Here is a 25,981-nt window from a genome sequence, read left to right on the forward strand (position 1 = left end):
CGGCGGGGTGCTGAGCTGCGGGGATGCGGTGGTCGCGAGCCGTCGGAGCGGCTGCGCGGACCTTTTGCCGTTTTTTGGCGAAACGCTCTGACCAGCTCGTTCTTGCCTGCTCAGGCACTTTTTCGCCAGCAGAAGGCGAGGCTTTCCGCCGGTCGTTCGGGCGGCCGCCCCGGGGTAAGCGACTGGCGAGTAACCTCGGGCCATGCGCGTGCTGATGTTGTCCTGGGAGTACCCGCCGGTGGTCATCGGCGGGCTGGCCCGGCACGTTCACGCGCTGGCGAGGCACCTCGCGCAGCAGGGCCACGACGTCGTCGTCCTCTGCCGGCACACCGCGGGCACCGACGCCTCGACACATCCGCGCAGCGATCGGGTCATCGAGGGGGTCCGGGTCGTCCGCGTGGCCGAGGATCCGATGCACCTGACTTTCGAGCGGGATCTCGTCGCGTGGACCCTCGCCATGGGCCACGCCATGATCCGGGCGGCGCAGGATTTGCTCCGCACGTGGCAACCCGACGTCGTCCATGCCCACGACTGGCTGGTCACGCATCCGGCGATCGCGGTCGCCGAGGCTGCCCGGGTGCCGCTCGTCGGGACGATCCACGCGACCGAAGCGGGCCGGCATTCGGGGTGGCTGTCGCATCCGCTCAACCAGCAGGTGCATTCGGTCGAATGGTGGCTGGCCAACCGCGCCGACGCGGTGATCACCTGTTCGCAGGCCATGCGCAAGGAGGTCGCGCACCTCTTCGAGATCGACCCTGCTGACGTCGCGGTGATCCACAACGGCATCGAGGGGCGCAGCTGGCGCGTGTCGTCCAGCGAGGTCGCGAGGATGCGGGAGCAGCACAGCCCGGACGGGGCTCCGTTCCTGCTGTTCTTCGGCCGGCTTGAGTGGGAAAAAGGCGTGCAAGACCTGCTGGCCGCGCTGCCCCGGATCCGCCGACGGTTTCCGGGGACTCGGGTGGTCGTCGCCGGTAAAGGGCGACATCACGACGAACTCGTCGCGCAGGCTCGAAAGCTGCGGATTCGCCGGGCGGTGGACTTCGTCGGTCATCTTTCCGACCGCGACCTGCGAGCTCTCCTCGCTGCGGCCGATGCGGTCGTGCTGCCGAGCCGGTATGAGCCGTTCGGGATTGTCGCGCTGGAGGCTGCTGCCGCGAAAGCGCCGTTGGTGGCGTCGACCGCGGGCGGGCTCGGCGAGGTTGTCATCGACGGGGAGACCGGCTTGGCCTTCGCGCCAGGTGACGTCGCGGGTCTCGCCTCATCCGTGACGACTGTCTTGAGCGACGTCCCGGCTGCGACCCGGCGCGCGCGTGCAGCACAGGCCCGGCTGGGCGCGGACTTCGACTGGGGACGGATCGCTGAGGCGACCGTCGAGGTTTATCGGCGGGCTCGGGTCGGCGAACCGGTAGAGTTGGGACGGCCGAAGATCGCGACTGGCAATGCGTTCGAGGTGTAAGTTAAACGCTGGTCGCAGGTGGTCGGCGAGATTCGCCGTTCAGTGGCGAATACCTGGTCAGAGCGCTTTCAGCGGGGATCGACGGCGGCGATGAGGTCGCGGTAATCGGGGTCCGCTGCCACGCGGTCGAAAGCGTTCGCCAAGGCTGCTTCGTAGACCGGGACGGCTTTGCGCAACGTGGCTCGTCCGGCGTCGGTGATTCCGGTGTAGACGCCTCGGCGGTCGTATTCGCAGAGACGTCGTTCGGTCAGACCGGTCCGCTCGAGCCGGCCCACCAGGCGGGTCGCGGAGCTCTGGTTGAGTGACGTCGCGTCCGCGAGCTCCTGCATGCGGAGTTCGCCGTCGGGGCGATCGGCCAGCGACATCAGGGCGACGAATTCCGAGAAGCCCAGGTGCAACTGGCGTTGCAGGGCTTGCTCGACCTCATGGTCGATCCGGCTGCGAAGGGCCATCATGCGGGGCCACATCGCGCCGAGGGTGGTGAGTTTCGCACCGGCCTGCTTGCGGCCAGGGGAAGGTGTGGTGGTCACGCGAACGACCTCTCCGGCAAAGCCTTGTCCAGCGTCGAGAAGTGACGCCGAGACCTCTTGTATAGCACATGTGCGTGCATGCAATTGTGCGTTCGTCAAGCCTCTCATGTCCGGAGATCGCGGTGGTCTGCATGGCGCTGGGAGATGGGAGAATTCGGGTTTTCTGGCTACGTGAGCAGTCTCGGCCGCTCGGTGGTACCGGTCAGGCCAGCGTCTGCAGGAACTGTTGCAGCAACGGGTTGACCTGCTCTGGATGAGTCAGAGTTGGGGTGTGGGCCGCGCCGCGGATTACGTGCACCTCGCCGGCGTTCGGGAGGCGTTCGCTCAGCAGGTCCATACGGTCGCGCGGAAGGGAAACGTCTTGCTCGCCCCACATCAGCAACGCCGGGCAGGTGATTTCGTTCAGTCGGGGCGAGACGTCGTCTCGTTCCAGCAGGCAGTGCGCGGCTGGGCCTAGCGGCAGTGCGGGTTCGGCACGCCATCGTGCGCGCAACTCGTCACGCAGGTCGGATTCTCCGAGCAGCTGTGTCGACAACGGTACGATGAGGTCATCGATTGGTCCGTACTCGCGCAATGCGGCGAACATGCCGCCGTAGGCTGCTTTGTCGGCTGGGTCGCACGGTGTTGCTTCGGTGTCCCAGAGCACCAGGCCTGCGACCCGTTCGGGTGCCAGCAAAGCGATTCGTAGCGCGGTGAATCCGCCTTGGGACAGTCCGCCTGCGACGGCGCGTTCGATGCCCAGGTGGTCGAGCAGGCCGAGCGCGTCTCGGGCTTGGTCCCAATAGGTGTATGAGGTGCCGGGGTCGTCATCCGGGGTTTGCCCGTGGCCGCGGGCGTCCCAGGTGATCAGGCGCCACGTGGGCGCGAGCACCGCTGCTTGCGGCGAGAACGTTGAGTGGTCCAGGAAGTAGCCGTGTCCCAGGAGCAAGACCGGTCCGTCTCCCCCGGTGTCGGCGAAGAAGAGCGGGCGGTCGTTGACGGTCGCCATCGGCATTGGCTGGCCTCCAGGTTCGTCGCAAGCAATGGTGCAGCGTAGTGACGAAAACGTGCTGACGGTGCCCGCCGCCAGAGTTAGGCAGATTCGCTGCCAACTGGCGGATTTGGCGGGACGTCGGGCTGGATACGGTCAGTCGTCAGCCTTCGCCGAATCGGTGGATCCGCCGGCGAGTTTGAGGCAGATGACGCCGGTGATGATCACTGCCAGGAACAGGATGCGCAGCGGTCCCAGACTTTCGCCGAAGATGATCGCGCCGAAGATCGCGGCGCCGCTCGCGCCGATACCCGTCCAGACCGCGTAGCCGACGCCGACGTCGATGGTGCGCAAGGCCAGGCTGAGCGTGAAAATCGTTGCGGCGGCCGTAATCACCGTGGCGATCGACCACGGCAGGTTGGTGAAGCCTCGGCTGCCGTCCGTGCTGACGGCGAACGCGATTTCGCAGACTCCGGCGAAGAGAAGGATGCCCCATGCTCGGCGATTAGTCTGCGTACTCTCCGGTGTGATGGCTGGTGCTGCTTCGGGCTGAACGGACACGGCGGAAATCCTTTCGGGAGCGGGAAGAGGAGCGTCAGGCACCGGTTAGCTGGAGACCGATGATGCCGCAGATCACCAGGCCGAAGCCGATGAGCTTGCGCCAGTTGAGCTTCTCTTTGAAGATCAGCGCGCCCAGCAGCACGATGCCCACCGAGCCGAGACCGGTCCAGATCGCGTAGCCGACGCCGACGTCGAGGGTCAGCAGGGCCCGGCTGAGGAAGAAGATGCCGCCGGCCGCCATGACCAGCGTGAACACCGACGGCCACAGCTTGGTGAACCCGTCCGTGGCGTTGGCTCCGAGCGCGAAGGCGATCTCGAAGAGCACAGCGATGCCGAGGTAAAGCCAATGCATGGGTTTCTCCGGATGCGAGTCAGATCGGAAGCTGCCCGGCACCCTCGCCGGCGACGCTCCCCCAGGTAGTTACATGTGCAATATATGTATGTCGAATCAAATAGGCAAGGTGTGTTCGGCAGTTGGACGGCGCGGCTTCGGGTGCCTGCCGCGGAAGGGAGCCGTCGTGGCCAGGAGGGCGATCGAAGGCTTGAAATGGGCGTCTACCAGGCATTCGCCATTGAGCGGCAACGGTGGTTCGGCCGGGCGACGGCGGAGTCGGGCAGATCGGCGCAGCTCGTTCGCGTTATCGGGCGGACCGGGTTAGGAGCCGAGATCTCCGTGGGATAGGCCGTTCGAGGAGCGATGGCTGAGCGTGGTCAAGGGGCTGGAGACCGGTTGAAGAGAGCGGGCGAAATCCATCCGGCGCGGGCGTGTCAGGGACTCGGCGACATCGGGCGTCGGGGCTGGAGCGCGGGTCCGAACTGGGTAACGCGGTCGAACTGGCAGCGGTGATCGGCTTGATCCGCGACGAGAGGCGAGATCAAGCGCGGCCTGGGACGTACGCGGGATTCGCCACTGAGCGGCCACGACACCGCCGCCCCGAACAGCACCCGGGGTTCGGGCAGCGTGCGTGCGGAAGTGAGCGAGAAGCCAAGCCACGGTCCAAGCCCGAAGCATCGAAAACCCGCAATGCCGAAAACCCGCGCCCCTCGCCGCTCAACGGCGAAGGAGCGCGGGTCCGGAAAGACCCGGGTCCGGTGGCGGGGAGCCTCCGCCACCGGACCCGTCCCCTGCACCGTCCCAAAATGTGGTGCGGGGTAACCGGTCGCCGGTGGTCAGGTCACTGGCGACCGGAGCCTGTCACCGCTCGGTCAGGTAGCGGGCGTAGGCGACAGTCGTGAGGAAGCTCGGCAGCTTTTCGCCGAGGGCGGTCTCGGTGAAGATCGCGCGGGCGTCGTCGAGGCGGGCCGACGGGCCGAGGTCCGTGCGGACCTTCGTCAGTTCGTCGTCCAGGAATTCGACGGCCAGCTCGTGGGTCAGCGCCGTGCCGTCCTCGAGCTTCGTGCCGTTGCGGATCCACTGCCACACCTGGCACCGCGCGATTTCCGCGGTCGCGGCGTCTTCCATGAGGTTGTGGATCGCCGCTGCGCCGGTGCCGCGCAGCCAGGAGTCGATGTAGCGGAGGGCGACGTTGATGTTCGCCCGCACGCCCGCTTCGGTGACCTCGCCGCCGGCGCTCGCGACGTCGAGCAGGTCCGCAGCGTCGACAGTCACGTCTTCACGCAGCTTGCCGAGCTGGTTCGGCCAGCCGCCGAGCACCTGGTCGAACACCTCGCGGCACACCGGGACCAGGCCGGGGTGCGCGACCCAGGAGCCGTCGAAGCCGTCGCCGGCCTCGCGTTCCTTGTCCTGGCGGACCTTCTCGAGCGCGTTCTCGTTGGTGACCGGGTCCTTGCTCGGGATGAACGCGGCCATCCCGCCGATCGCGTGGGCCCCGCGGCGGTGGCAGGTGCTGACGAGCAGTTCGGTGTAGGCGCGCATGAAGGGGACCGTCATCGTCACCTGGGCACGGTCCGGCAGCACGAAGTCGGCGCCGTGCGCGGAGAAGTTCTTGATGACGCTGAAGATGTAGTCCCACCGTCCGGCGTTCAGGCCGGCCGCGTGCTCGCGGAGTTCGTAGAGGATCTCGTCCATCTCGAAGGCCGCGGTGATCGTCTCGATCAGCACGGTCGCGCGGATGGTGCCGCGCGGGATGCCGAGTTCCTTCTGCGCCAGCAGGAACACGTCGTTCCACAGGCGCGCTTCCTGGTGGCTTTCCAGCTTCGGCAGGTAGAAGTACGGGCCGCTGCCGCGCGCCAAAAGCTGCCGGGCGTTGTGGAATAAGTACAGGCCGAAGTCCACGAGGCTCGCCGAAACCGGGCGGCCGTCGATGCGGATGTGCTTCTCGACCAGGTGCCAGCCGCGGGGGCGGGCGACGATCGTCGCCGGGTCGTCGCCGATCGTGTAGCGCTTGCCGGCCTCGGTGGTGAAGTCGATGTTGCGGCGGATGGCGTCGAACAGGTTGAGCTGGCCGTCGACGACGTTGTGCCAGGTCGGCGACGTCGCGTCCTCGAAGTCCGCCAGCCACACCTTCGCGCCGGAGTTGAGCGCGTTGACCGTCATCTTCCGGTCGGTCGGGCCGGTGATCTCGACGCGGCGGTCCTCCAGACCGGGCGCGACGGGGGCGATGTGCCAGCTCTCGTCCGACCGGATCGCCCGCGTTTCGGGCAGGAAGTCCAGCTGCTCCTCCCCCGACTGCAGCCGCTCGCGACGGCGGCGGCGCTCGTCGAGGAGTTCGCGGCGGCGTCCGGCGAAGGTGTTGTCGAGTTTGGCTACGAAGTCCAGTGCTGCCGGGGTGAGGATCTCGGCGAAGCGGCCATCGGCGGGCCCGGTGACCTCGATGCGGGTGTTCAACGTGTCAGCCATCTCGTACCTCCGCGAAGGGGGAAAGGGAAGGGGCGGGCCGGCGACCGGAATCGCCGGCCCGCGGGGTGCGTCAGTGGAACTGGTCTTCTTCGGTCGAACCCTTGAGCGCGGTGGTCGAGCTCTCCGGGTTCAGCGCGGTGGACACCAGGTCGAACCAGCCGGTGCCGACCTCGCGCTGGTGCTTCGTCGCGGTGTAGCCGCGCTCCTCCGAAGCGAACTCGCGCTCCTGCAGGTCGACGTAGGCGCTCATGCCGTTGCGGGCGTAGCCGTGCGCCAGGTCGAACATCGAGTAGTTCAGCGCGTGGAAACCGGCCAGCGTGATGAACTGGAACTTGTAGCCCATGGCGCCGAGCTCGCGCTGGAACCGCGCGATGGTGTCGTCGTCGAGGTGCTTCTTCCAGTTGAACGACGGCGAGCAGTTGTAGGCCAGCATCTGGTCCGGGTACTGCGCCTTGATCGCCTCGGCGTACTTGCGGGCGACCTCGAGGTCCGGCGTGGAGGTCTCCATCCACAGCAGGTCGGCGTACTGCGCGTAGGCCAGGCCGCGGTCGATGCACGGCTCGATGCCGTTGTTGACCTCGTAGAAGCCCTCGGAGGTGCGGCCGCCGGTGAGGTACTTGCGGTCGCGCTCGTCGACGTCGCTGGTCAGCAGGGTCGCGGCCTGGGCGTCGGTGCGGGCGACGACCAGGGACGGCACGTTCAGCACGTCGGCGGCGAGACGGGCGGCGTTCAGGGTGCGCTCGTGCTGCTTGGTCGGGATGAGGACCTTGCCGCCGAGGTGGCCGCACTTCTTCTCGGACGCGAGCTGGTCTTCCCAGTGCACGCCCGCGGCACCGGCCGCGATCATGCCCTTCATCAGCTCGAACGCGTTCAGCGGACCGCCGAAGCCGGCTTCCGCGTCGGCGACGATCGGGGCGAACCAGTCGATGTCGCCGTTGCCCTCGGCCCAGTTGATCTGGTCGGCGCGGCCCAGCGCGTTGTTGATGCGGCGGACGACGGCCGGGACCGAGTTGGCCGGGTAGAGGCTCTGGTCCGGGTAGGTCTGGCCGGCGAGGTTGGCGTCGGCGGCGACCTGCCAGCCGGACAGGTAGATGGCCTTCAGGCCGGCGCGCACCTGCTGCACGGCCTGGTTGCCGGTGAGCGCGCCCAGCGCGTGGACGTAGTCCTCGCTGTGCAGCAGCTCCCACAGCTTCTCGGCGCCGCGGCGGGCGAGGGTGTGCTCTTCGACGACAGAACCGCGAAGCTTCACCACGTCGGCGGCGGAGTAGGTCCGCTGGACACCCGCCCAGCGGGGGTCGGTCTTCCACTGCTCGGCCAGCTCGGCCGCCGCCTGCTCGAGCTGATTGGCCTGCTCGGTCATCGGACTCTCCCGTGTTGCGAAGTTTGCGATTGCTCGCCTTGCCTGGTCACGACCCTGACACGAGCGGGAAAACTCGGTCCACTGCTCCAATTTGCCAATTTCTGCGAAGATTGCCTAGCATGTTGCAAAGGTTGCGAATCTGCTGTTCGCAACCGCACCGAAAATTCGCGGGCTTGATCGTTCACGTAATCGTTCAGGCCCGGAAACCTTCCGGCCGGACGGAGCACTCATGGACAAAACTTTCGCCGGGGCGCGGCTGCGGCATCTGCGCGAAAGCCGGTCGATGAGCCAGGCGGATCTCGCCCGTGTGCTCGAGATCTCACCCAGTTACCTCAATCAGATCGAGCACAACTCGCGCCCGCTGACCGTGCCGGTGCTGCTGCGGATCACGCAGGCATTCGGCGTCGACACGGAGTTTTTCGCCAACAACGACACCTCGCGGCTCGTCGCCGATGTGAAGGAAGCGCTGCTCGACGAGGCCGTCGGCGTCGAAGCGACCACGAGCGAGCTGAACGACCTGGCCAGCAACTTGCCGTCCATCGCCCAGGCGCTGGTGAAACTGCATCGCAGCTACCGGAACGCGGTCGAGAGCACGGCGGCGCTGACCACGGAAAACGGCCTCGGCCTGCACGGGAGCGCCGCCGCGCCGCTGCCGCACGAGGAGGTCCGCGACTTCTTCTACGAGCGGGAGAACTACGTCGCCGAACTGGACGAGCGGGCCGAGCGGATGGCCGCGCAGATCCCGCTGCGGCGCGGGTCGGTGCTGGGGTCGCTCAAGGAACGGCTGTGGCAGCGCTACGGCGTCGACGTGACGAACGAGGGCATCAACGAATCCGCAGGTGAACAGCATCGGTACGAGCCGGCGACGCGGGTGTTGCGGCTGGCCCCGAGCCTCCGGGTCGGACAGCAGGCGTTCCGGATGGCGTCCCAGATCGCGTTGCTGGAATACGACGATCTGATCACCGAACTCGCCGATTCGTGGGCGTTTTCCGGCCCGGCCGCGCGGACGCTCGCGCGCGTCGGCCTGGCTAACTACTTCGCGGGCGCGCTGATCCTGCCGTACAGCCCGTTCCTGGCCGCGGCCGAGGAGTTCCGGTATGACATCGAGCGCCTTTGCGACCACTTCGGCGTCGGATTCGAGACGACGTGCCACCGGCTGTCGACTCTTCAGCGGCCAAAACAGCGCGGCGTGCCGTTCTCGTTCGTGCGCGTCGACCGGGCCGGGAACATGTCGAAACGCCAGTCAGCGGCCGGTTTTCACTTCTCGCGCGTCGGCGGCGCTTGCCCGTTGTGGAACATCTACGAGGCCTTCACCTCGCCGGGCAAGATCCTCACGCAGATCGCGGCGCTGCCGGACGGCAAGCGGTACTTCTGGGTCGCGCGGACGGTGTCGCGCAATATCGGCGGGTACGGCAGCCCGGGCAAGACGTTCACCGTCGGTCTCGGCTGCGAGCTGCGACACGCTGGCCGGCTGATCTACTCGACCGGTCTTGACCTGGACGAACCCGCCGCCGCGACGCCAATCGGCATGGGGTGCAAGGTGTGCGACCGGCCCGCTTGTTCGCAACGCGCGTTTCCGGCGATCGGCAAACCGCTCACGGTGGACGAAAACACCAGCACCTTCGTCCCGTACCCGGCGGTGCCGAAGACGTGAACGCGGCCAGTGACGTGAGTGCCCCGGACGTGTTCACCGGGTGCGAAGTACATTCACCCGAGTGCACGACATCGACACGGTGAACGCAGAACTGGTCGAACAGGCCGCCGAACGGCTCGCGGGCGTGGTCACACGTACGCCCCTGGAGCCCAACGCGCGTCTCTCGTCCCGCGTAGACGCGCGCGTCTGGCTTAAGCGCGAAGACCAGCAGACGGTCCGCTCGTACAAGATCCGCGGCGCGTACAACTTCATCGTGCAGCTCGACGCTTCGACGCGGGAGCGCGGTGTCGTCTGCGCGAGCGCGGGCAACCACGCACAAGGCGTCGCGTACGCGTGTCGCCGCTTAGGGGCGAACGGTCGCGTGTACGTGCCGGGCACGACGCCGCGGCAGAAGCGTGAACGCATTGCAGCTCTCGGCGGCGCGCACATCGAGGTCATCGTCGTCGGCGAGACGTACGAAGACGCCTTCGCCGCGGCTAAGGATGACGCCCACCGCACTGGAGCGACGCTCGTGCCAGCGTTCGACGACGTACGCACTGTCGCGGGTCAGGGCACTGTCGCGCTTGAAGTGGTTTCGCAGCTCGGCTTCGTGCCGGATGTCCTAGTGGTGCCTGTTGGCGGCGGAGGGTTGCTGGCTGGGATCGCGACGTGGGTTCGCGAGCGGCATCCGGACATCCGGGTCGTCGGCGTCGAACCGGCAGGCGCGATGTGCATGGCGGCGGCTCTTGAAGCGGGCGAACCGGTGCGGATCGACGCGGTGGACCCGTTCGTGGACGGTGCCGCGGTGCGCGAGGCCGGTCAGGTGACGTTCCCGTTGATCCGCGACAGCGGCGCGGAGCTGACGTCCGTCGCCGAGGGCGCGGTGTGCACGGAAATGCTGTCGATGTACCAGTCGGACGGCATCATCGCCGAACCCGCAGGTGCGCTCGCGGCCGCTTCGCTCGGGACCAGCGTGCAGGTCGAGCAGGGGCAGACGGTGGTGTGCATCGTGTCCGGCGGCAACAACGACGTCAGCCGGTACAGCGAAGTCCTCGAACGCTCGCTGATGCACGAGGGGCTGAAGCACTACTTCCTCGTCAGCTTCCCGCAGGAACCCGGCGCGCTCCGGCGGTTCCTTGACGAAATCCTCGGGCCGGAGGACGACATCACGCGGTTCGAGTACGTGAAGCGCAACAACCGGGAGATCGGGCCGGCGCTGATCGGCGTCGAGATCCCGCGGCGCGCGGACCTGCCCGGACTGCTGGCGCGGCTGGAGAAGAGCCCGCTGCAGGTGGAGCGGGTGGAACCGGGGAGTCCGTTGTTCCATTTCCTGCTCTGAGGCATCGGTGTCCACCCGACGCCGTGCGAAGCCGTGACCAGGCGATGGGTGGCCCGGCGAGAGCACGAGCCAAGAGGACGATCTGAGTGGACGCGCCAGTCGAGATCGTGGACTACGACCCACGATGGCCTCAGGTCTTCGCCGGCCTCAGCGACCGCATCACCGCGGCGGTGGGCGGACTCGCGCAGCGCGTCGAGCACGTCGGCAGCACCGCAGTCCCCGAGCTGGCCGCTAAACCGATCATCGACCTGGCCGTCGTGATCGCCACCCGCGACGACCTGCCCGCTGTTGTCGCCAGTTTTCTGGCGATCGGCTATCGGCCTAGAGGCGATCTCGGCATTCCCGGTCGAGAAGCCTTCGCTCGGCCTCCGGACAGTCCACCGCATCACCTCTACGTCTGCGCAGCCGACAACGAGAATCTCGCTCGGGTACTCGCGTTCCGGGACTTCCTGCGCGCCCACCCGAGCACCGCGCAGGCCTACGCAACGCTGAAGCGCTCACTCGCCCATCGCTTCCGCACCGACCGCGCTGCTTACACCTCAGCGAAGACCGCATTCATCGACGATGTAGTGGCGAAGGCGCTGTCGGAGTCATCTGGCCGGGACCTAGTCACGGGCGTCCAGGTAGGCCGCTCCCCTGCCGTCGACCGGCTAATCGGGCCGCACGGGCTCACGTTCCCGCAGGTCAGCGCGATTCGCCAAAAAACGGCAACACCGGTCAGTCGAGTTCGGCGCTGCCCTCGCGGTAGATCTTCGCCGACTTGATGCGGTCTCCGGACAGCCGATAGAACCCGGCGATGGCGAAAACCTGGTCCTCGCCGTTGTGGGTGAGCCGTTCGGTCAATTGGGCGGCAATCTGATCACCGTCCGCGAGAACGTTCTCGACCTTCAGCGTCGGAAGAAGTTGTTCCATGGCACCGCTGAACAACTCGGTGAGTTCCTCGCGTCCGCGCACGACGCTGCTGCCGGTGATCCAGACCGCGTCCTCGGTGAAGCCGTCGAGGAGGCCTGGCAGGTCACGGTTGTTGAAGGCGGCGACGTGTCGGCTGAGGGCTTCGCTCATAAGGCGAGGCTATCGACGCTGTCAGGTTATTTTCGGCGCCGAACTCGACGTGCGACGCGCTGGCGTCAGCTGTCGCCGAGCGTTTTCTGCAGTGCCTTGTTCGCCTTGCGCGCCATGTCCGCGACGGCCTCACGCCGGGCCGCATCCGCGGCGTAGTCGTCCTCGCGGTTGCGGACCACCCGGGCCGGTGAACCAACCGCGATCGAGTAGTCCGGGATGTCACCGCGCACCACGGCGTGCGCACCGAGCACGCTGCCGCGGCCGACGCGCGTGCCCTTGAGGACGCTGACCTTCGTGCCGAGCCAGGTGTCCGGGCCGATCCGGACCGGCGACTTGACGATGCCCTGGTCCTTGATCGGCACGTGGATGTCCGCGGTCACGTGGTCGAAGTCGCAGATGTACACCCAGTCGGCGACGAGCGTGGCGGCGCCGAGCTCGATGTCGAGATAGCAGTTGATCACGTTCTGCCGTCCGAACACCGACTTGTCGCCGATGCGAAGGGACCCCTCGTGACAGCGGATGGCGTTGCCGTCGCCGATGTGCACCCAGCGGCCGATCTCCATCCGGCCGTATCCGGGACGGCAGTGGATCTCGACGTTCTTGCCGAGGAACAGCATGCCGCGCAGGATGATGTGCGGGTTCGCGATGCGGAATTTCAGCAGCCGGTAATAGCGCACGAGGTACCACGGCGTGTACGCGCGATTGCGCAGGATCCAGCGCAGCGAGTCGGCCGTCAGGAACTTCGCCTGGTGCGGGTCCCGCCGGGCCCGCCGCCAGGCGCGCACGCGCGACAACGCGGGCGCACCCCACATCGACGTCATGCCCTTGACCGTAACCTGTGGACGACGGCCGGCCACACGCAAGGGGAGCAGGATGGGGACCAAGCTGATCATCGACACCGACCCCGGCGTCGATGATGCTTTCGCGATCGCACTGGCCGCGAGGTCGGCGGACGTCGACCTGCTGGGCGTGACGACGGTCTTCGGCAACGTGCCGCTGGCCACGACCACCGCGAACGCGCGCCGGTTGCTGCAGATGTGCGACCGCCCGGACGTCCCGGTCGCCGCGGGGGCCTCGCGGCCGCTCCTGTACCGCGATCTGCACCGGTCGAGCACCGTCCACGGCTCCGACGGACTTTCCGGGCACGCCGCTTCGCTGCCCGACGCCACCCGTCCGCTCGAGGATTCCGACGCGGTCAGCCTGATGGTCTCGCTGCTCGAAGCCTCGGACGAACCAGTGACCATCGCACCGATCGGCCCGCTCACGAACATCGCCGCCCTGCTCGCGGCCCACCCCGGGGTGCGTTCGAAGATCGCGCGCATCGTCCTGATGGGCGGAGCGATCGCCCTCGGCAACTCGACCGCGGTCTCCGAATTCAACATCTGGGCCGACCCAGACGCGGCCCGACGCGTGATCGCCGAGGACGACGTCCCGTGCGTGATGGTCCCCCTCGATCTCACCCACCGGTGCGCGGTCGACAGCACGTGGCTGGCGAAACTCGCTGCGTCCGGACCGGTCGGGCAGGCGCTGAACTCGTTCACCCCGGACTACCTGGCGCACTACCGCCAGGTGCTCGGCTACGAAGGCATCGTCATGCACGACGCGGTGGCCGTCGCCGAGGCGATCCGCCCGGGCATCCTGCGCACGGAGACCTACCCGGTCGACATCGACGCCGGCCTCGGCCCGACCCGCGGCATGACGATCGTCGACCGGCGGGCGGTCCCGAACAGGCCCACCGGGCGGCCGATCGAGGTGGCGGTGGATACGGAACTGGACGTGCTGCGCGAGTTCGTGCTGTCGAGACTCGCCGGGGGCCGGTGATGGACGGAGCCGGGAGATCGCCGCTGGATGGCGAATCGCAGGTCACGCCTGGTGCGGTGGCCGGTGGGGAGCCTGGGGGCGCGGGTTCGTTGCCGGTTAGCGGCGAATCGGGTGGCTCCGGTCCTTCGGCGGTCGGTGAATCGTCGCCAGCGGATGGCGAGAATGCTGGGTCGACTAGCGTGTCGCCGCTGAGTGGCGAAACAGTCAGCGCGGGTGGTTCGTCCGCCGTTGAGGCATCGCCAGTGAACGGCGAACAAGTCGGCTCCGGTCCTTCGTCAGTCCGCGAATCATCGCCAACGAGTGGCGAGAATCCGGGATCGACCAGTGTGTCACCGCTGAGTGGCGAAACAGTCGACGCGGGTGTTTCGTCCGCCAGTGAGGCATCGCCAGTGAACGGCGAATCGGGCGGCTCCGGTCCTTCGTCGGTCGGTGAATCGTCGCCAGCGAGTGGCGAAAATCCTGGGTCGACCAGCGAGTCGCCGCTGAGTGGCGAAACTTTCGGGCTGGCTGGCGAGTCGTCGCGGGGAAGCGACTCGCCTGAGTTGACCAGCGCGTCGCCGTTAAACGGCGACGGGGGCCAGGTCTCGGAAGGCGAAGGAGACGCGCGTTCGGCGAGGCAGGGCTTTCTCGCGCGGAATCGGCGGGCCGTGGTGACCTTGGCGGCGGTTGTGGTGGTCGTCGCGGCGTTGGTTGTCGCGGTGCGGGTTTTGCCGGGCGGCGGTGCCGGTGATGCGAATTCAGGGAACGTCGCGGCGACGTCGTCGTTGGTTCCGAGTACCTCGAAGACGGCTCCGGCCTCGACTGCGCCGACGTCGGTGGTGCCGTCCCAGCCTGGGGTGCCGCGGGCTGGGGAGTTCGGGGCGTGGGCGTCGCGGACCAGTCAGTGGCTCGATATCCCGTTGCGGGCGATGAACGGGTACGCGCAGGCGACCGTCACGCTCAGCAAGGAGCAACCCGACTGTCACCTGTCCTGGATCACCCTCGCCGCGATCGGGAAGATCACCAGCGATCATGGGCGGGCGCAGGGTAATCGGGTCGGGGAAAACGGGACTCTCGCGAAACCGCTTGGCACGGTGGAGGTTCTCGACTTCTATCACCGGCCTGTTTCGACGCCGGGGGCCGCAGGGCCGTTGCAGCTCTCTCCTGCGGTGTGGAGCAAGTGGCAGCGCAGTGCGTCCGGTGGCAAGCCTGACATTCAGAACATCGACGATTCGGCGCTCACGGCTGGGCGCGCGCTCTGTGCGAATGGCCGCGATCTGGCGACAGATTGGTGGAACGGGGTCGCCACGTTGGAGCCGGCGCCGGTCGTCTTGCATCGGACGCTTGCGACGACCAACGTCTACGGCACGGTCGGCCAGAGCGATCAGCCGCCTAATCCCGCGGTGCTCACTGCGGTCGACTTCGCGATTGACCAGATTGGTCTGCCGTACGTCTGGGGCGGCAATGGCACTCGAGACGCCGATCCGGGCTTCGACTGTTCCGGTCTGACGACCGCTGCTTACGCGAGCGCTGACGTCAAGCTGATGCGGACGGCGGATACACAATTCCGCAGCGTTCCCCATGTGAGCGAACCCCAGTTGGGCGATTTGATCTTCTACGGTGCGCCCGCTTCGAAGATCCATCACGTGGGGCTGTACATCGGGAATCAGCAGATGATCGACGCGCCGCAGACTGGGCAGGCGGTGCAAGTCCATCCGTATCGGAAGCCCGGCGACGACTACGCGGGCGCGGGGCGGCCGACGGCCTGACTTGCGCGGTGATCTCTCGAGAATGCCGTTCCGCGGATTGGTGCGACCTGCGATGGCAACTACAGGTCCGCGGCTCAATCTGTCGTGTGCACGGCGAAAACCTAGCGAACGTGAGACACGCGCTTGTGGCAACAAACGTGCTTTCGCTGACAGCGACGGGTCTCCAGCGGGCCTCGTCAGCGTTGACGGACCAGGTCTAGGGACACCTCCCATAGCTGCTGCGCGGCCGAGGCGTCGCGGGCCCAGCGTTTGACTGCGTGGCTGTTGCCGGCCAAGTCGACATCGTCGGGAACGGTCGGAGATTCGTTGCCATCGTCCAGGTAATGGCCACCGTTATGGGCGAATTCCGGGGCGGTCGCGGCGACGAGAGTGGTGGCCGCGCCTTGTTCGACGGTCTTGTAGGCGAAGACTCCGGCGGCTTCGAGCCGGTCCAAGTGGTTCTTCATGTCTTGGGTGAAATCCCGTTGCAGGCCAGTGGAAACTCCGCCGGGGTTGACCGCGTTGGCGACGATTCCGTCGGCTGCCCACCAGCGGGTCGCTTCGACGGCGAACAGCGAGTTGGCCGTTTTCGACTGCCCGTAAGCCAATTGGGGGTCGTAGGCTCGGCGGGTAAAGTGGATGTCATCAAAGACAACGGGTGAGTACATGTGCGCGCCGGAGGTCACCGCGACGATCCGGGCCGTTCCTCGCTGATTCGCGCCTGCGGCCAGGGCGTCGTGCAGGCCCAGTGCCAGCGCGAAGTGGCCGAGGTGATTGGTCGCGAACTGCAGTTCCCAACCCTGTGGAGTGCGCCCCAGGGTCGGGCGCATGACGCCGGCATTGTTGATCAGCAGGTGCAGCGGGCCGTCCCAGCGTGCGGTGAAGTGGGTGACGGTGGCGAGGTCGGCCAGTTCGAGGTGGGCGACGCGGACGGCTCGGTTTCCGGTGGAGGCGGTGATCTCCTCGGCGACGCTTGCGCCGAGGGCGGTGTTGCGTACGGCCAGGGTGACGTCCGCACCGACGGATGCGAGCGCGCGGGCTGTTTCGCGGCCGAGGCCGGACGTGGCACCGGTGACGATTGCGCGGACACCGGTGAGGTTCTGGCCTGCGATGACGTCGTCGGCGGTACTGGTGGCGTCGAAGGCCGTGCGGATCAAGGAGGATTGAGACACCCTTCGAACTATACGCATTGTACGTGGTTTGTATAGTGTGTCCATGGGCAGTGATCGGCGCACGCACGTACTGGATTCGGCGCTGGAGGTGTTCGCGCGCTACGGCTATCGCAAGGCGTCCATGGACGACGTCGCGAAGGCCGCGGACATCTCGCGTCCTGGCTTGTACTTCTACTTCTCGTCCAAGCCGGAGCTGTTCCGCGCGACCGTGCGGCATTCGCTCGACGGCAGCATCGAGGCAGCTAGGGTCGCTCTCGCCGATTTGCGGCAACCGCTTCGCGAGCGGCTGATCGAGGCGTTCGACCACTGGGCCGGTCGCTACGTGGGGCCGATGGCTGCGGAGATCGGTGTTCTGATCGACTCGAATCCCGATCTGCTCGGCACGATGCCGGCTGAGTATCCGAAGCGGTTCCGTGCGCTCGTCATCGACGCGATTGGGGGGCGCTCACCCGACGACGTCGCTGGGACATTGATCAGCACGGCGATCGGGATCAAGTACGACGCGGACACCCGCGACGAGTTTCGCGCTCGGATGACCATCGCGGTCGACCTTTACTGCAAAGGCTGAAGCTCAGGCAGGCGGCCAGTTGCACAGGGCCGCGTCGGCGACTTCCTGCAGTTCTTCTCGGGTTGCGCCGCTTGCCGCTTCGACGGCGATTCCGAACGCGACCGTCATGACGTAGCGGGCCAGCCGTGCCGGGTCGGCACCTGGCGGCAAATCGTGTTCATCGATGGCGCGTCGAAATCTCTTCTCCAGGGCTCGGCGCGCGGCGTTTCGCCACTCTACGAGCAATTCGCGCGCGGGGTGGCCTAGTTCGCCGGCAGCCAATGAGCCTTGGACGCCCAGGCAGCCGGGCGGACAATCGGGATTGGTGGTCGCTCGGACGGCGCCGTTGAGTATCGCGGCGGCCACCTTGGCGGCAGTCGGCTCGGCCCAGGCTCGCGGGCCGTAGGAAGCGGGGCCTTCGTCGTAGAGCGCCAGAGCCTTGCGGAACAACTGCTCTTTGTTGCCGAAAGCCGCGTACATGCTGGTTTTTGTGATGCCCATGGCCCCGGTCAGATCGGCCAGACTGGCCCCTTCGTAGCCCTGCTCCCAGAACACCAGCATGGCGCGCCGGAGCGCCTCGTCGGCGTCGAATCCGCGCGGTCGGCCGATCTGCGCCTTGTCCTGAGTGGTCACCTCGCCAGCATACCCCTTCAGTACCGATCGGTTCAGAAGTGCTACGGTCGCTTTAAGTACCGATCGGTACCGAATAATTCGGAGGTCAGCAGTGGGACAGCTCGAGGGCAAGACAGCGGTCGTCACCGGCGGAAGCAGCGGGATCGGCCTGGCCGCGGCCGAACGGCTCGCTGCCGAGGGCGCGCATGTCTTCATCACCGGCCGGAGTCAGGGCGCGCTGGACGAGGCCGCGAAGTCCATCGGTTCGGCCACCGCGGCTGCGGGTGACATCGCCGATCTGGGCGACCTCGATCGGCTTTACGACGCGGTTCGCGCCCGGGGCAAAGGACTCGACATCGTTTTCGCCAACGCGGCGGCGGGATCTTTTGCGAGCCTGGAGGAGACCACTCCGGAACACTTCGATCAGGTCTTCACCACCAACGTTCGCGGCACGCTCTTCACCGTGCAGAAAGCGTTGCCGCTGCTCAACAAGGGTGCATCGGTGATCTTGAATTCGTCAGTGCGCGCCGATGACGGTCTCGTGTCGTTCGGAACGTATTCGGCGTCGAAAGCTGCCCTCCGTTCCTACGCCCGGACTTGGGCGAACGAGCTGAAGGACCGCGGCATCCGGGTCAACGTGGTATCGCCCGGCACCATCGACACGCCGGTGCTCGAGAAGGCGGTCGGCGCGGACAAGGTCGACGAGGCTCGGGCGAGTTTCGCGGCACGGGTTCCGCTTGGACGGATGGGAACGCCGCGCGAGGTTGCGGACGCCGTGCTGTTCCTCGCGTCGGAGCAGAGCAGTTTCATCCTGGGCGCGAACATCTACGTCGACGGCGGCGAAAAGCAGTTCTGACCAGCGTCAGCGCGGGGACAACGGCGTTCCCGCCGCTTCACAGTAGCGCGAAGGCTATACATGCGTGTAGCGTACTGTTCATGCGTATAGCGAAGATGTCATGACCGACCCCGACGACCTGACCGCGCGTGCCCGTATCCGCGACGCGGCGATGCGGCACTTCGGCGAGCACGGCTTCGAGCGCGCCACGATCCGCGGCATCGCGGTGGAAGCCGGGGTGTCACTGGGATTGGTGCGGCACCACTTCGGGTCCAAACAGGCGCTCCGCGAGGCGTGCGACGCGCACCTGATCAAGCTCCTCCGCGAACTCAACGACCAGGTGCCGGACGACCTGGCCACCAGCGTCACCGCGAATCCTGTCGCGGCGGCGCGGGTCGCTGTCGGGCCGTACCGCGACTATCTCGTCCGGGCGCTGGTCGAGGGCGGCGTCGCGCCGTTGTTCGACGAGATGGTCGAACTCGGCACGAACCGGCTTGTCGCCGCTGATCGGCAACGGGCGGATCCGCCGACGGTCGAGCCCAAGGTCCGCGCCGCGATCGGCACCGCGATGGCGTTGTCGATTACCGTGCTGCACCAGCACATTTCCCGTGCGGCGGACATCGACATCCTCAGCCCGGCTGGCGACAACATGCTCGCCCGCGCGCTGATCGACATCTACTCGCATCCGCAGCTCAGCCTCGAGGAAGCGCAGGCGGCGCTCGACCGCCTGCCCGCGGAAGGAAACTGACATGCCGCACGCGACGATTCCCCGCATCCCGCCGCTCGAACTCGACGAGATGGATCCCGAGCAGCAAAAGCTGGCGAAACTCGGTGCGGACACCGTGATCCAGGTTCTCGCCCGTGCGCCGGAAGTGATGCAGGCGTCCGGTGCGTTGGGCGCTTACCTGTTGAGCCAGGGAAAACTGCATCCGCGGATCCGCGAGCTGGCGATTCTTCGCGTCGCGCTGCGGTGCGACGCGCCGTACGAGTGGGCCAATCATGCGCCGGCTGCGCTCGGTGGTGGCGCGACGGAGGCGGAGATCGCGGCTCTCTCCGATCCGGACGCCAGTTGGCCGCCCGAGGACGACGCGGTGCTGCGTGCCGTTGACGAGCTGTGCGCGAATGTCTTTGTGTCCGACGAAACCTGGGCCGCTCTCGCTGCGACTCGCGACCATGCCGAGATCATCGAGATTCTGTTCCTCGTCGGCTACTACCGGATGATGGCGGGGTTTCTGAATTCCGCGGGCGTTCCAGTGAAGCCTGGGCAACCGGCGCTCGGCGAGCCTCCGGTGCCGGTGGCTGTCGTTTCTCAGCAGGTTTGGCCCGCCAGCGGCGAAACCGGCCCGGACGGCAGCTGGAAGATCACGTTCACGCACCCGGCGGGGAGCAAAGACCTGCTCCTCGAACTCGCAACCGACGGCACCAAGGTGTCCGGTTCCATTTTTGACACGCAGCTGCAGGTCACGGTCCCCATCGTGTCGGGGACGGTCGACGGCCAAGAGGTCGCTTTTACCGCGCTGGTGACTGATCCGGTGCGCTTCGAGGTGAGCGTGACCGGCACGGTTGACGGGGATCTGTTCTCCGGGTCCGTCACGGTGTCCGGTGGCGGCACCTTTCCGCTGACCGGAGTCCGGGAGGTCAGTCCCAGTAATTGAACAGGGCTTCGCCGACGGTCGATGGTTTCCAGTACGCGACGTCGGACCGCGTGAGGTGTGGCCATTCTTTGGCGACGAAGGACCGATCGAGGTCGGCTGGCGTGAGCACTTGGAACTGCTCGGTTTGCGCCAGCACCGCGATCAGGTCCGGTTCGTCGACGAACTGCAGCGGGCCCCATTCCCGCGCTGGCGCGAAGTCGAACGAGCGGGGCCGAGCGAGCGCGACCACTGGTGCGTCGTTGGCGGCGACGACTGAGATTGTGCGGTCGGGATACTCGATGACGGCTTGCCAGAAGTTCGGCGTGACGGTCGGGACGCGAAAATCGGTCAGGGTTCCGCCGGTGCTACGGGCGAAGTCGTAACAGAGACGGCGAACCTCGCGAACCTCGACCACCGCCGCATTCTACGCGGCCGATCCCCCGGCGGTGGGCGCGGAATTGCGGCGGGCGAGGACGGGTGGTCTTCTTGGCTCAAGATCGAAAGGTGAGCCGCCATGCCGTACGCGTACACATTCGACCAGATCCGCGACCGGCCGGTCACCGTGTTCGGTGCCGGGACGCTGGGCAGGCGCATCGCGCTGATGTTCGCCTCGCGCGGCGGGACCGTGCGGATCAGCGACCCGAGCGCCGAACAGGTCGCCGCGGCGGCGGAATACGTGGCGGAGGCGCTGCCCGTCCTGCTGGAAAAACGCGGCAGCGGCGAGGTCGGCCAGGTCGAAGACGCGGCGTCGATCGAGGACGCGTTGCGCGACGCGTGGCTGGTCGTGGAGGCGGTGCCAGAGCGGCTGGACATCAAAATCCCGCTGTGGGGCCAAATCGACGAAGCCGCGCCCGCCGACACCATCTTCGCGACGAACTCGTCGTCGTATCCGTCGCGGATGATGGCCGAGAAGGTGCGCGACAAATCGCGGCTGTGCAACATCCACTTCTACATGCCACCGACGGCGAACGCGGTCGATCTCATGTCCGACGGCGAAACCGGCCGGACCGTGCTCGACACGCTGCTCGGAGTGTTGCCGGAGTTCGGCATTCATCCGTTCGAGGCGCGCAAGGAAAGCGTCGGCTTCATCTTCAACCGCGTGTGGGCGGCGATTAAACGGGAATCGCTGGCCGTCGTCGCGGAGGGCGTCGCCCGGCCGGAGGACGTGGACGGGATGTTCAAGATCAATTGGCATCTGCCGTACGGGCCGTTCCAGATGATGGACCAGGTCGGCCTGGACGTCGTGCTGGACATCGAAAACCATTACGCGGACGAGAATCCGCACCTGCCGGCCGGGGCGCGAGACCTGCTGCGCAGCTACGTCGACGCGGGGAAGCTCGGGATCAAGACCGGCGAGGGGTTCTACTCGTACGGCTGAATCACGGCAGCACGACGTCGACCCGCAGCCCGCCGTCCGGCACCGCGACCGCGGACACCCGACCGCGGTGTGCGGAGGCTACCGAGTTCACGAGCGACAAACCGAGGCCGGCTCCGTCGCGATGGTTCAGGCGTTCGTCGGTCAGCCTGCGGAACGGCTGGAAGAGCGAATCGACTGCCTCGGCAGGCACGCGGTCACCGGAGTTGCGGACGCTCAGCGCCGGTTCGCCGCCGACGTTCACCTCGACCCACCCGCCGGGCCGGTTGTACTTGATCGCGTTGTGCACGAGGTTGGCGATCATCCGTTCGAGCAGGACGGGATCGCCGGGCACAGTGCGCTCGGCCGAGCTGTGGCGCAGGGTCAGTTCGTGCTCGGTCAGCTGATCGCCGTACCGGGTGACGACGGCGTCCACCAGCTCGTCAAGCCGGACCGGGACCATGCCGGGCAGTCCGCGGTCGGCTTCGGCCAGCACTAGCAAGCCCTCGATCAGCTGCTCGTTGCGTTCGTTGACGACGAGCAGCTGCGCCGCGAGCCGCCGCACGTCCTCTCCCCCGCCGGTGACGATCGCGACCTCCGCGAGCGTCCGCTGCACCGCGAGCGGCGTGCGCAGCTCGTGCGACGCGTTCGCAGCGAATCGGCGCTGACCTTCGAAGCCGGCCGCGACGCGGTCGAGCATTCCGTTGACCGCTGTCGAGAGGACCCGCAGCTCGCGCTCGTTCTGATGCGGCGGCATGCGCTGCCCCAGGTTCCGCGGCCCGAGCTGGTCGATGGTGGACGAAAGATCCAGCAACGGCCGCACCACCCACGACACCACCGGGCGCCAGCTGCGGATCGCCAGAACGACGACGAGGGCCAGCGGCAGGAACCACAAGATCGTGCCCAGCGGGTTGCGGCAGGCGGTACCGCGCGGGCAGAACGAAGTGTCCACGTAGGTCCCGAGCACCATGGAGACTCCTTTGCCGACCGGGTACGCCAGGACCAGCGCGACCAGCAGCCCGCCGAGGAACACCAGCTCGATGCGACCGCGCAGCGAGGCTCGGGCCCGTTTCAGGTAGCCAAACGGTAGCCAGCGCCGGGAACCGTGTGGACTATCGGCGGCGGGCCGAGTTTCTTCCGAAGCGTCATGACCGTCATCCGCACTGTGTTCGTGAACGGATCGGCGTGCTCGTCCCATGCCTTCTCCAGCAGCTCTTCCGGGCTGACGACCCGCTCCTCGGCCCGCAGCAGCACCTCCAACACGGCGAACTCCTTGGGAGACAAGGACAACGGCTGCCCGTCACGCGACGCGAACCGCTTGGCCGGGTCCAGCTCGACGCCCGCACCGTGCAGCACCGGCGGCAACGAGGGTCGTGCCCGCCTCGCCAGGGCGTGCACCCTCGCGACGAGTTCGGCAAACGCGAACGGCTTCGTGAGATAGTCGTCCGCGCCGAGGCCGAGCCCTTCAACCCGGTCGCGAATACCCGCCGCGGCGGTCAGCATCAGCACCCGGGTCTCGCTGCCGTCACCGGCGATCCTTCGGCAGATTTCGTCGCCGTGCACCCGCGGCAGGTCTCGGTCCAGCAGCACGACGTCGTACCGATGGACGGCGACGCGTTCGAGCGCGGCGTCACCGTCGTAGCAGACATCGACCGCCATGCCGAGGTGCCGCAAGCCCTCCGTGACGGAGTCGGCCAGCATCCGCTCGTCTTCGGCCACGAGCACTCGCATTCAGCTTCTCCTCACGAGCGCCAGTACAACGCCAGGCGGATAAAGACCGGATAAACGCCGATCTTAACTGCCCGGGACCGCGCGCTGACTAGACCTGCGGGATGATCTTCGCCGGGAAACGCTCGTCTGGTGCACGGGTCGCAGGGGCAGGCGGCTCTGTCGCGAGATTCTGGTCCGCGGTGCGGTTTCCGCGCAGGACACAGCGCGAGCCGAGTGCGCGAGTCCGGCCCGGTGCCCAGCTCGAACCGCGCGCTCTTGGCCGATGCACCTCGCCGGTCAGACCACTCAGCCGGGTTGCGGTGGCCGCGTCCAGTTTCTCGTCCGGAGCAGGCACAGGGAGCGCCGGACGGCTCGAACCGTCTGGATTCTTGGCGCAGCCTGGGCTCCTTGGGCCGTTCGGATTCGTGGCGTGGCTCGGATCGATCGCACGGGCCTGGCCTGACGCACGAGTCGCTGGAAAACACGCGCCAGCCCCGAAGGCCGCCGGAAGACACGCGGCTACCTCTGCGCTCCCGAGAATGCGCGCCTTTACCGCGAGGTCTTCTCGAGCGAGCGCGTCTGCCGCCGGTCTCGCCGGGAAACGCGTGTCCACACCAGCGTTCGCCGGAAGAAGCGCTTCCGCCTCGGCGCACTCCGGGAAACGCGCCTTGGCTGCGCGGTTTCCCGGGTGCGGAGCGTCTGCCGTTGGGCTCGCTGGATCGGTACTGGTTTCGCTCGGCGCGTTCGGCGCGGGCGCGACGGTGCGGCATGATCCTGTGCTGTCCGGAACCGTGTTGAGCGCCGTGCGCTTCGGCCATGGCCGCCTGCTGGCGACTGCTGTTGTCTATCTCGGCATTTTCCTCCTGGTATCAGCTTGGGTCCGATTAGGACACTCTGCGCGTGCTGGGCAGGCGGACGCGCGAAAGATCGTGCGGACCACCTGGATGTGGTGTGCACCGCTGCTTTGCGCGCCGCCGTTGTTCAGCACGGACCTGTACACGTACCTCGCGCAGGGCGTGGTGGCACAGTCCGGGTTTGATCCCTACACCCGCGTTGCGGCGGACTTTCCGGGTCCGATCACTGACAATGCGGCTGGCGGCTGGCTGCGTATTCCGTCGCCTTATGGGCCGTTGCATATCCTGATCGTGAAAAGCGTCCTCTCGGTAACTGGTGACAACGTGATTCTCGGGGCGCTGCTGACCCGCCTTGCCATGACGGCGGGTTTGGCACTGATGTGCGTCGCTGTGCCGATCTTGTGCCGACGACTGGGCGCGCGGCCGGAATGCGCACTGTGGATGGCGGCTGCGAACCCGTTGACGGTGCTGTGCGTGGTTTCAGGCGGGCACAACGATTTGCTGATGATCGGGCTCTTGAGTGCGGGCGCGGCGTTGGTGATCACCACTGTACCAGGGTTGGGGTTCGTCTTGGTAGCACTTGCTGCGGCGGTGAAAGTTCCGGCTGCGGCGGCGTTGCCGTTTCTCTGGTGGGAGTGGGCACGTCGTCGATCGGGTGGGCAGTTTTCCGTTCGTGGCTACGGATTCACGCTCATCGCCGCGATGTCCATTGTGGTCGTTACGATGGGTCTCTGCAGTGTCTTCGCCGGGGTCAGCCTCGGGTGGATTCGTGCGTTGAGCGGAAATTCGGAGCTCGAACCGTGGTTGTCGGCCTCGACGTCGGTCGGGAAGATCGTGGGCTTAGTGGCAGGCGATCCGACGGAAGCTGTTGCGGTGAGCCGGGTTGCGTGCTGTGTTGTGCTCGTGGTTGTGGTCGCCTGGTTGTGGTGGCGTTCGCGAGCGGGTGGCGGGGGTGCGGTGCGCGGAGCTGCTGTGGCGCTATTTGCGACTGTTGTGCTGGCTCCAGTGGCGCTTCCCTGGTATTTCACATGGCCGTTGGTTCTGGGAAGTGCTGCTGCGTGGCCTGTTTCGCGGGTCGCCGTTGCGGCCGCTGCGTCCACGTGGTTGGTGGTCAGCACTCATCCTGATGGCAAGAGTTTGTTGCCACCATGGGGGTTTGGGGTGCTGGCAGTGGCGTCGGCCGCCGTGGGCGTGCTGACTGTGGGCGGGAAGTTCGCACGGTTGGGTGATGCCGGGGCTGGTAGAGTGGTGGCATCAACCTTCGAAGGTTCTTCTTTACCCATCAATGGATTTCTTGCCATTCGTGCGCGTCTGTGTGCCGGTTTGAGTGTGGCGTTCAAGGATCGTGACCGTGTTGCGGTTACTGCACCGCGGTCTGCCGTGGCGGTGATCGACGGTGCTGAGGCGGTGCCGGTCGGGCCGCGGGCGGACGGATGGGGCGGCGGCGAGCAGCGGGAGGATTGCAAGGCGGGCGACGAACAGTGTGCGGGGAGGTGGATCGGCGACAAGCGGCGAGCGGACAGTCAAGCCAGCGACGGACGGTGCGCAGGCTGCAAGATCGAGGGCAGACGACGGGAGGGCAGCGAGGACAGCAACGAGCGGCGCACGGGCAGCAGGGTCGGCGGTGAGCGGCGCACGAACAGCAGGATCGGTGATGAGCGGCGCACGAACAGCAGGATCGGTGATGAGCGGCGCACGGGCAGCTAGGCCAGCGATGGACAGCAGCCGGGTAGCTTGACTGACAATGGACGGCAGCCGGGTAGCTTGACTGACAATGGACGGCAGCCGGACAGCAAGGCCGATAATGGGCGGCAGCCGGGCAGGAGGGCCAGCGGCAAGCGACGTGTGGACAGCCGCACCGGTAGTACGGCAGGCGATGTGCGTACAGTCGCACCTGTAGTAGACGTGCGGACAGTCGCACCGGTAGTAAGCGGCAGTCAGGCGGCGAAACCAGCGTGCGGGCGGCACGCGAAATGCTCGACGACCCGCGCCACGGCGAGCAGC

25 protein-coding genes are annotated in these 25,981 nt (G+C 66.9%); 12 read left to right on the forward strand and 13 right to left on the reverse strand.

Going from position 1 to position 25,981, the window contains the following annotated elements:
* Positions 1-202: 202 nt before the first annotated feature.
* Entirely contained in the window at positions 203-1,456 is a 1,254-nt protein-coding gene (locus tag FKO37_RS41455) for a glycosyltransferase family 4 protein (RefSeq protein WP_037811824.1), read from the forward strand.
* A 68-nt stretch (positions 1,457-1,524) separates the two neighbouring features.
* Here the strand turns inward: FKO37_RS41455 and FKO37_RS41460 are convergent, their stop codons facing one another.
* The 6 genes from FKO37_RS41460 to aceA all read right to left on the reverse strand — a co-directional run bounded on the left by FKO37_RS41460 (position 1,525) and on the right by aceA (position 7,677).
* A complete protein-coding gene (locus FKO37_RS41460) occupies positions 1,525-1,986 on the reverse strand; it encodes a MarR family winged helix-turn-helix transcriptional regulator (protein WP_134665620.1) in 462 nt (153 codons plus the stop codon).
* Between the two features lie 202 nt (positions 1,987-2,188).
* Positions 2,189-2,980: an alpha/beta fold hydrolase gene (locus tag FKO37_RS41465; protein WP_037811825.1), complete on the reverse strand. Its 792-nt coding sequence runs from the start codon at positions 2,978-2,980 to the stop codon at positions 2,189-2,191.
* Positions 2,981-3,112: 132 nt separating this feature from the next.
* Positions 3,113-3,517, reverse strand: a complete 405-nt coding sequence (locus FKO37_RS41470; protein ID WP_051728875.1) for a multidrug efflux SMR transporter — start codon at positions 3,515-3,517, stop codon at positions 3,113-3,115.
* A gap of 34 nt (positions 3,518-3,551) precedes the next feature.
* Complete coding sequence (locus tag FKO37_RS41475; protein ID WP_037811827.1) at positions 3,552-3,869, reverse strand: multidrug efflux SMR transporter; 318 nt, start codon at positions 3,867-3,869, stop codon at positions 3,552-3,554.
* 843 nt (positions 3,870-4,712) lie between these two features.
* On the reverse strand, positions 4,713-6,317 hold the full coding sequence (gene aceB / locus FKO37_RS41480) for a malate synthase A (RefSeq protein WP_238607924.1): 1,605 nt from the start codon (positions 6,315-6,317) through the stop codon (positions 4,713-4,715).
* 70 nt (positions 6,318-6,387) lie between these two features.
* Positions 6,388-7,677 (reverse strand): isocitrate lyase, encoded by a 1,290-nt coding sequence (gene aceA / locus FKO37_RS41485; protein WP_037811829.1) that lies wholly within the window; start codon positions 7,675-7,677, stop codon positions 6,388-6,390.
* Positions 7,678-7,906: 229 nt separating this feature from the next.
* Here aceA and FKO37_RS41490 point away from each other — a divergent pair, with 229 nt between their 5' ends.
* From FKO37_RS41490 to FKO37_RS41500, 3 genes are all read left to right on the forward strand, one after another.
* Complete coding sequence (locus FKO37_RS41490; RefSeq protein ID WP_037811830.1) at positions 7,907-9,331, forward strand: short-chain fatty acyl-CoA regulator family protein; 1,425 nt, start codon at positions 7,907-7,909, stop codon at positions 9,329-9,331.
* A gap of 61 nt (positions 9,332-9,392) precedes the next feature.
* A complete protein-coding gene (gene ilvA, locus FKO37_RS41495; protein WP_043839134.1) occupies positions 9,393-10,649 on the forward strand; it encodes a threonine ammonia-lyase IlvA in 1,257 nt (418 codons plus the stop codon).
* 86 nt (positions 10,650-10,735) lie between these two features.
* Complete coding sequence (locus FKO37_RS41500; protein WP_238607925.1) at positions 10,736-11,413, forward strand: GrpB family protein; 678 nt, start codon at positions 10,736-10,738, stop codon at positions 11,411-11,413.
* Here the strand turns inward: FKO37_RS41500 and FKO37_RS41505 are convergent.
* Positions 11,367-11,711, reverse strand: a complete 345-nt coding sequence (locus FKO37_RS41505) for a nuclear transport factor 2 family protein (protein ID WP_238607926.1) — start codon at positions 11,709-11,711, stop codon at positions 11,367-11,369. The genes FKO37_RS41500 and FKO37_RS41505 overlap by 47 nt on opposite strands.
* Positions 11,712-11,776: 65 nt before the next feature.
* Positions 11,777-12,532 (reverse strand): acyltransferase, encoded by a 756-nt coding sequence (locus FKO37_RS41510; protein WP_037712791.1) that lies wholly within the window; start codon positions 12,530-12,532, stop codon positions 11,777-11,779.
* Positions 12,533-12,584: 52 nt separating this feature from the next.
* Between FKO37_RS41510 and FKO37_RS41515 the strand changes: the two genes are divergently transcribed.
* Both FKO37_RS41515 and FKO37_RS41520 read left to right on the forward strand, forming a co-directional pair.
* Entirely contained in the window at positions 12,585-13,532 is a 948-nt protein-coding gene (locus FKO37_RS41515) for a nucleoside hydrolase (RefSeq protein WP_238607927.1), read from the forward strand.
* 647 nt (positions 13,533-14,179) lie between these two features.
* Positions 14,180-15,280, forward strand: coding sequence for a C40 family peptidase (locus FKO37_RS41520; RefSeq protein WP_238608417.1), 1,101 nt, complete (start codon positions 14,180-14,182; stop codon positions 15,278-15,280).
* A gap of 176 nt (positions 15,281-15,456) precedes the next feature.
* On the opposite strand, the gene FKO37_RS41525 is transcribed toward FKO37_RS41520, so the two are convergent.
* Positions 15,457-16,431, reverse strand: coding sequence for an SDR family NAD(P)-dependent oxidoreductase (locus tag FKO37_RS41525; RefSeq protein ID WP_238607928.1), 975 nt, complete (start codon positions 16,429-16,431; stop codon positions 15,457-15,459).
* 43 nt (positions 16,432-16,474) lie between these two features.
* Between FKO37_RS41525 and FKO37_RS41530 the strand changes: the two genes are divergently transcribed.
* Positions 16,475-16,999 (forward strand): TetR/AcrR family transcriptional regulator, encoded by a 525-nt coding sequence (locus tag FKO37_RS41530; protein WP_238607929.1) that lies wholly within the window; start codon positions 16,475-16,477, stop codon positions 16,997-16,999.
* 3 nt (positions 17,000-17,002) lie between these two features.
* Here FKO37_RS41530 and FKO37_RS41535 read toward each other — a convergent pair whose 3' ends face one another.
* Positions 17,003-17,611 carry a TetR/AcrR family transcriptional regulator gene (locus tag FKO37_RS41535; RefSeq protein WP_037811843.1) on the reverse strand — a complete coding sequence of 203 codons (609 nt, stop codon included), beginning with the start codon at positions 17,609-17,611 and terminating at the stop codon, positions 17,003-17,005.
* 91 nt (positions 17,612-17,702) lie between these two features.
* Between FKO37_RS41535 and FKO37_RS41540 the strand changes: the two genes are divergently transcribed.
* The 3 genes from FKO37_RS41540 (at position 17,703) to FKO37_RS41550 (ending at position 20,080) form a co-directional block, all read left to right on the forward strand.
* Positions 17,703-18,446 (forward strand): SDR family oxidoreductase, encoded by a 744-nt coding sequence (locus FKO37_RS41540; protein ID WP_238607930.1) that lies wholly within the window; start codon positions 17,703-17,705, stop codon positions 18,444-18,446.
* A gap of 100 nt (positions 18,447-18,546) precedes the next feature.
* Positions 18,547-19,173: a TetR/AcrR family transcriptional regulator gene (locus FKO37_RS41545; protein WP_037811847.1), complete on the forward strand. Its 627-nt coding sequence runs from the start codon at positions 18,547-18,549 to the stop codon at positions 19,171-19,173.
* Between the two features lies 1 nt (position 19,174).
* Positions 19,175-20,080 carry a carboxymuconolactone decarboxylase family protein gene (locus tag FKO37_RS41550; protein ID WP_037811849.1) on the forward strand — a complete coding sequence of 302 codons (906 nt, stop codon included), beginning with the start codon at positions 19,175-19,177 and terminating at the stop codon, positions 20,078-20,080.
* On the opposite strand, the gene FKO37_RS41555 is transcribed toward FKO37_RS41550, so the two are convergent.
* A complete protein-coding gene (locus tag FKO37_RS41555) occupies positions 20,064-20,474 on the reverse strand; it encodes a hypothetical protein (protein ID WP_037811851.1) in 411 nt (136 codons plus the stop codon). The genes FKO37_RS41550 and FKO37_RS41555 overlap by 17 nt on opposite strands.
* 99 nt (positions 20,475-20,573) lie before the next feature.
* On the opposite strand from FKO37_RS41555, the gene FKO37_RS41560 reads away from it, so the two are divergent.
* On the forward strand, positions 20,574-21,437 hold the full coding sequence (locus FKO37_RS41560; protein ID WP_238607931.1) for a 3-hydroxyacyl-CoA dehydrogenase family protein: 864 nt from the start codon (positions 20,574-20,576) through the stop codon (positions 21,435-21,437).
* 1 nt (position 21,438) lies between these two features.
* On the opposite strand, the gene FKO37_RS41565 is transcribed toward FKO37_RS41560, so the two are convergent.
* The gene (locus tag FKO37_RS41565; protein WP_238607932.1) at positions 21,439-22,446 is read right to left on the reverse strand and encodes a HAMP domain-containing sensor histidine kinase; all 1,008 of its coding nucleotides are present in this window, start codon (positions 22,444-22,446) and stop codon (positions 21,439-21,441) included.
* A gap of 38 nt (positions 22,447-22,484) precedes the next feature.
* Positions 22,485-23,144, reverse strand: coding sequence for a response regulator transcription factor (locus FKO37_RS41570; RefSeq protein ID WP_238607933.1), 660 nt, complete (start codon positions 23,142-23,144; stop codon positions 22,485-22,487).
* Positions 23,145-23,662: 518 nt separating this feature from the next.
* Here FKO37_RS41570 and mptB point away from each other — a divergent pair.
* Entirely contained in the window at positions 23,663-25,684 is a 2,022-nt protein-coding gene (mptB, locus tag FKO37_RS41575) for a polyprenol phosphomannose-dependent alpha 1,6 mannosyltransferase MptB (RefSeq protein WP_238607934.1), read from the forward strand.
* The last annotated feature ends 297 nt before the right edge of the window (positions 25,685-25,981 follow it).

It is taken from the genome of Amycolatopsis sp. Poz14, assembly GCF_006704225.1.
Lineage (GTDB): Bacteria > Actinomycetota > Actinomycetes > Mycobacteriales > Pseudonocardiaceae > Amycolatopsis > Amycolatopsis nivea.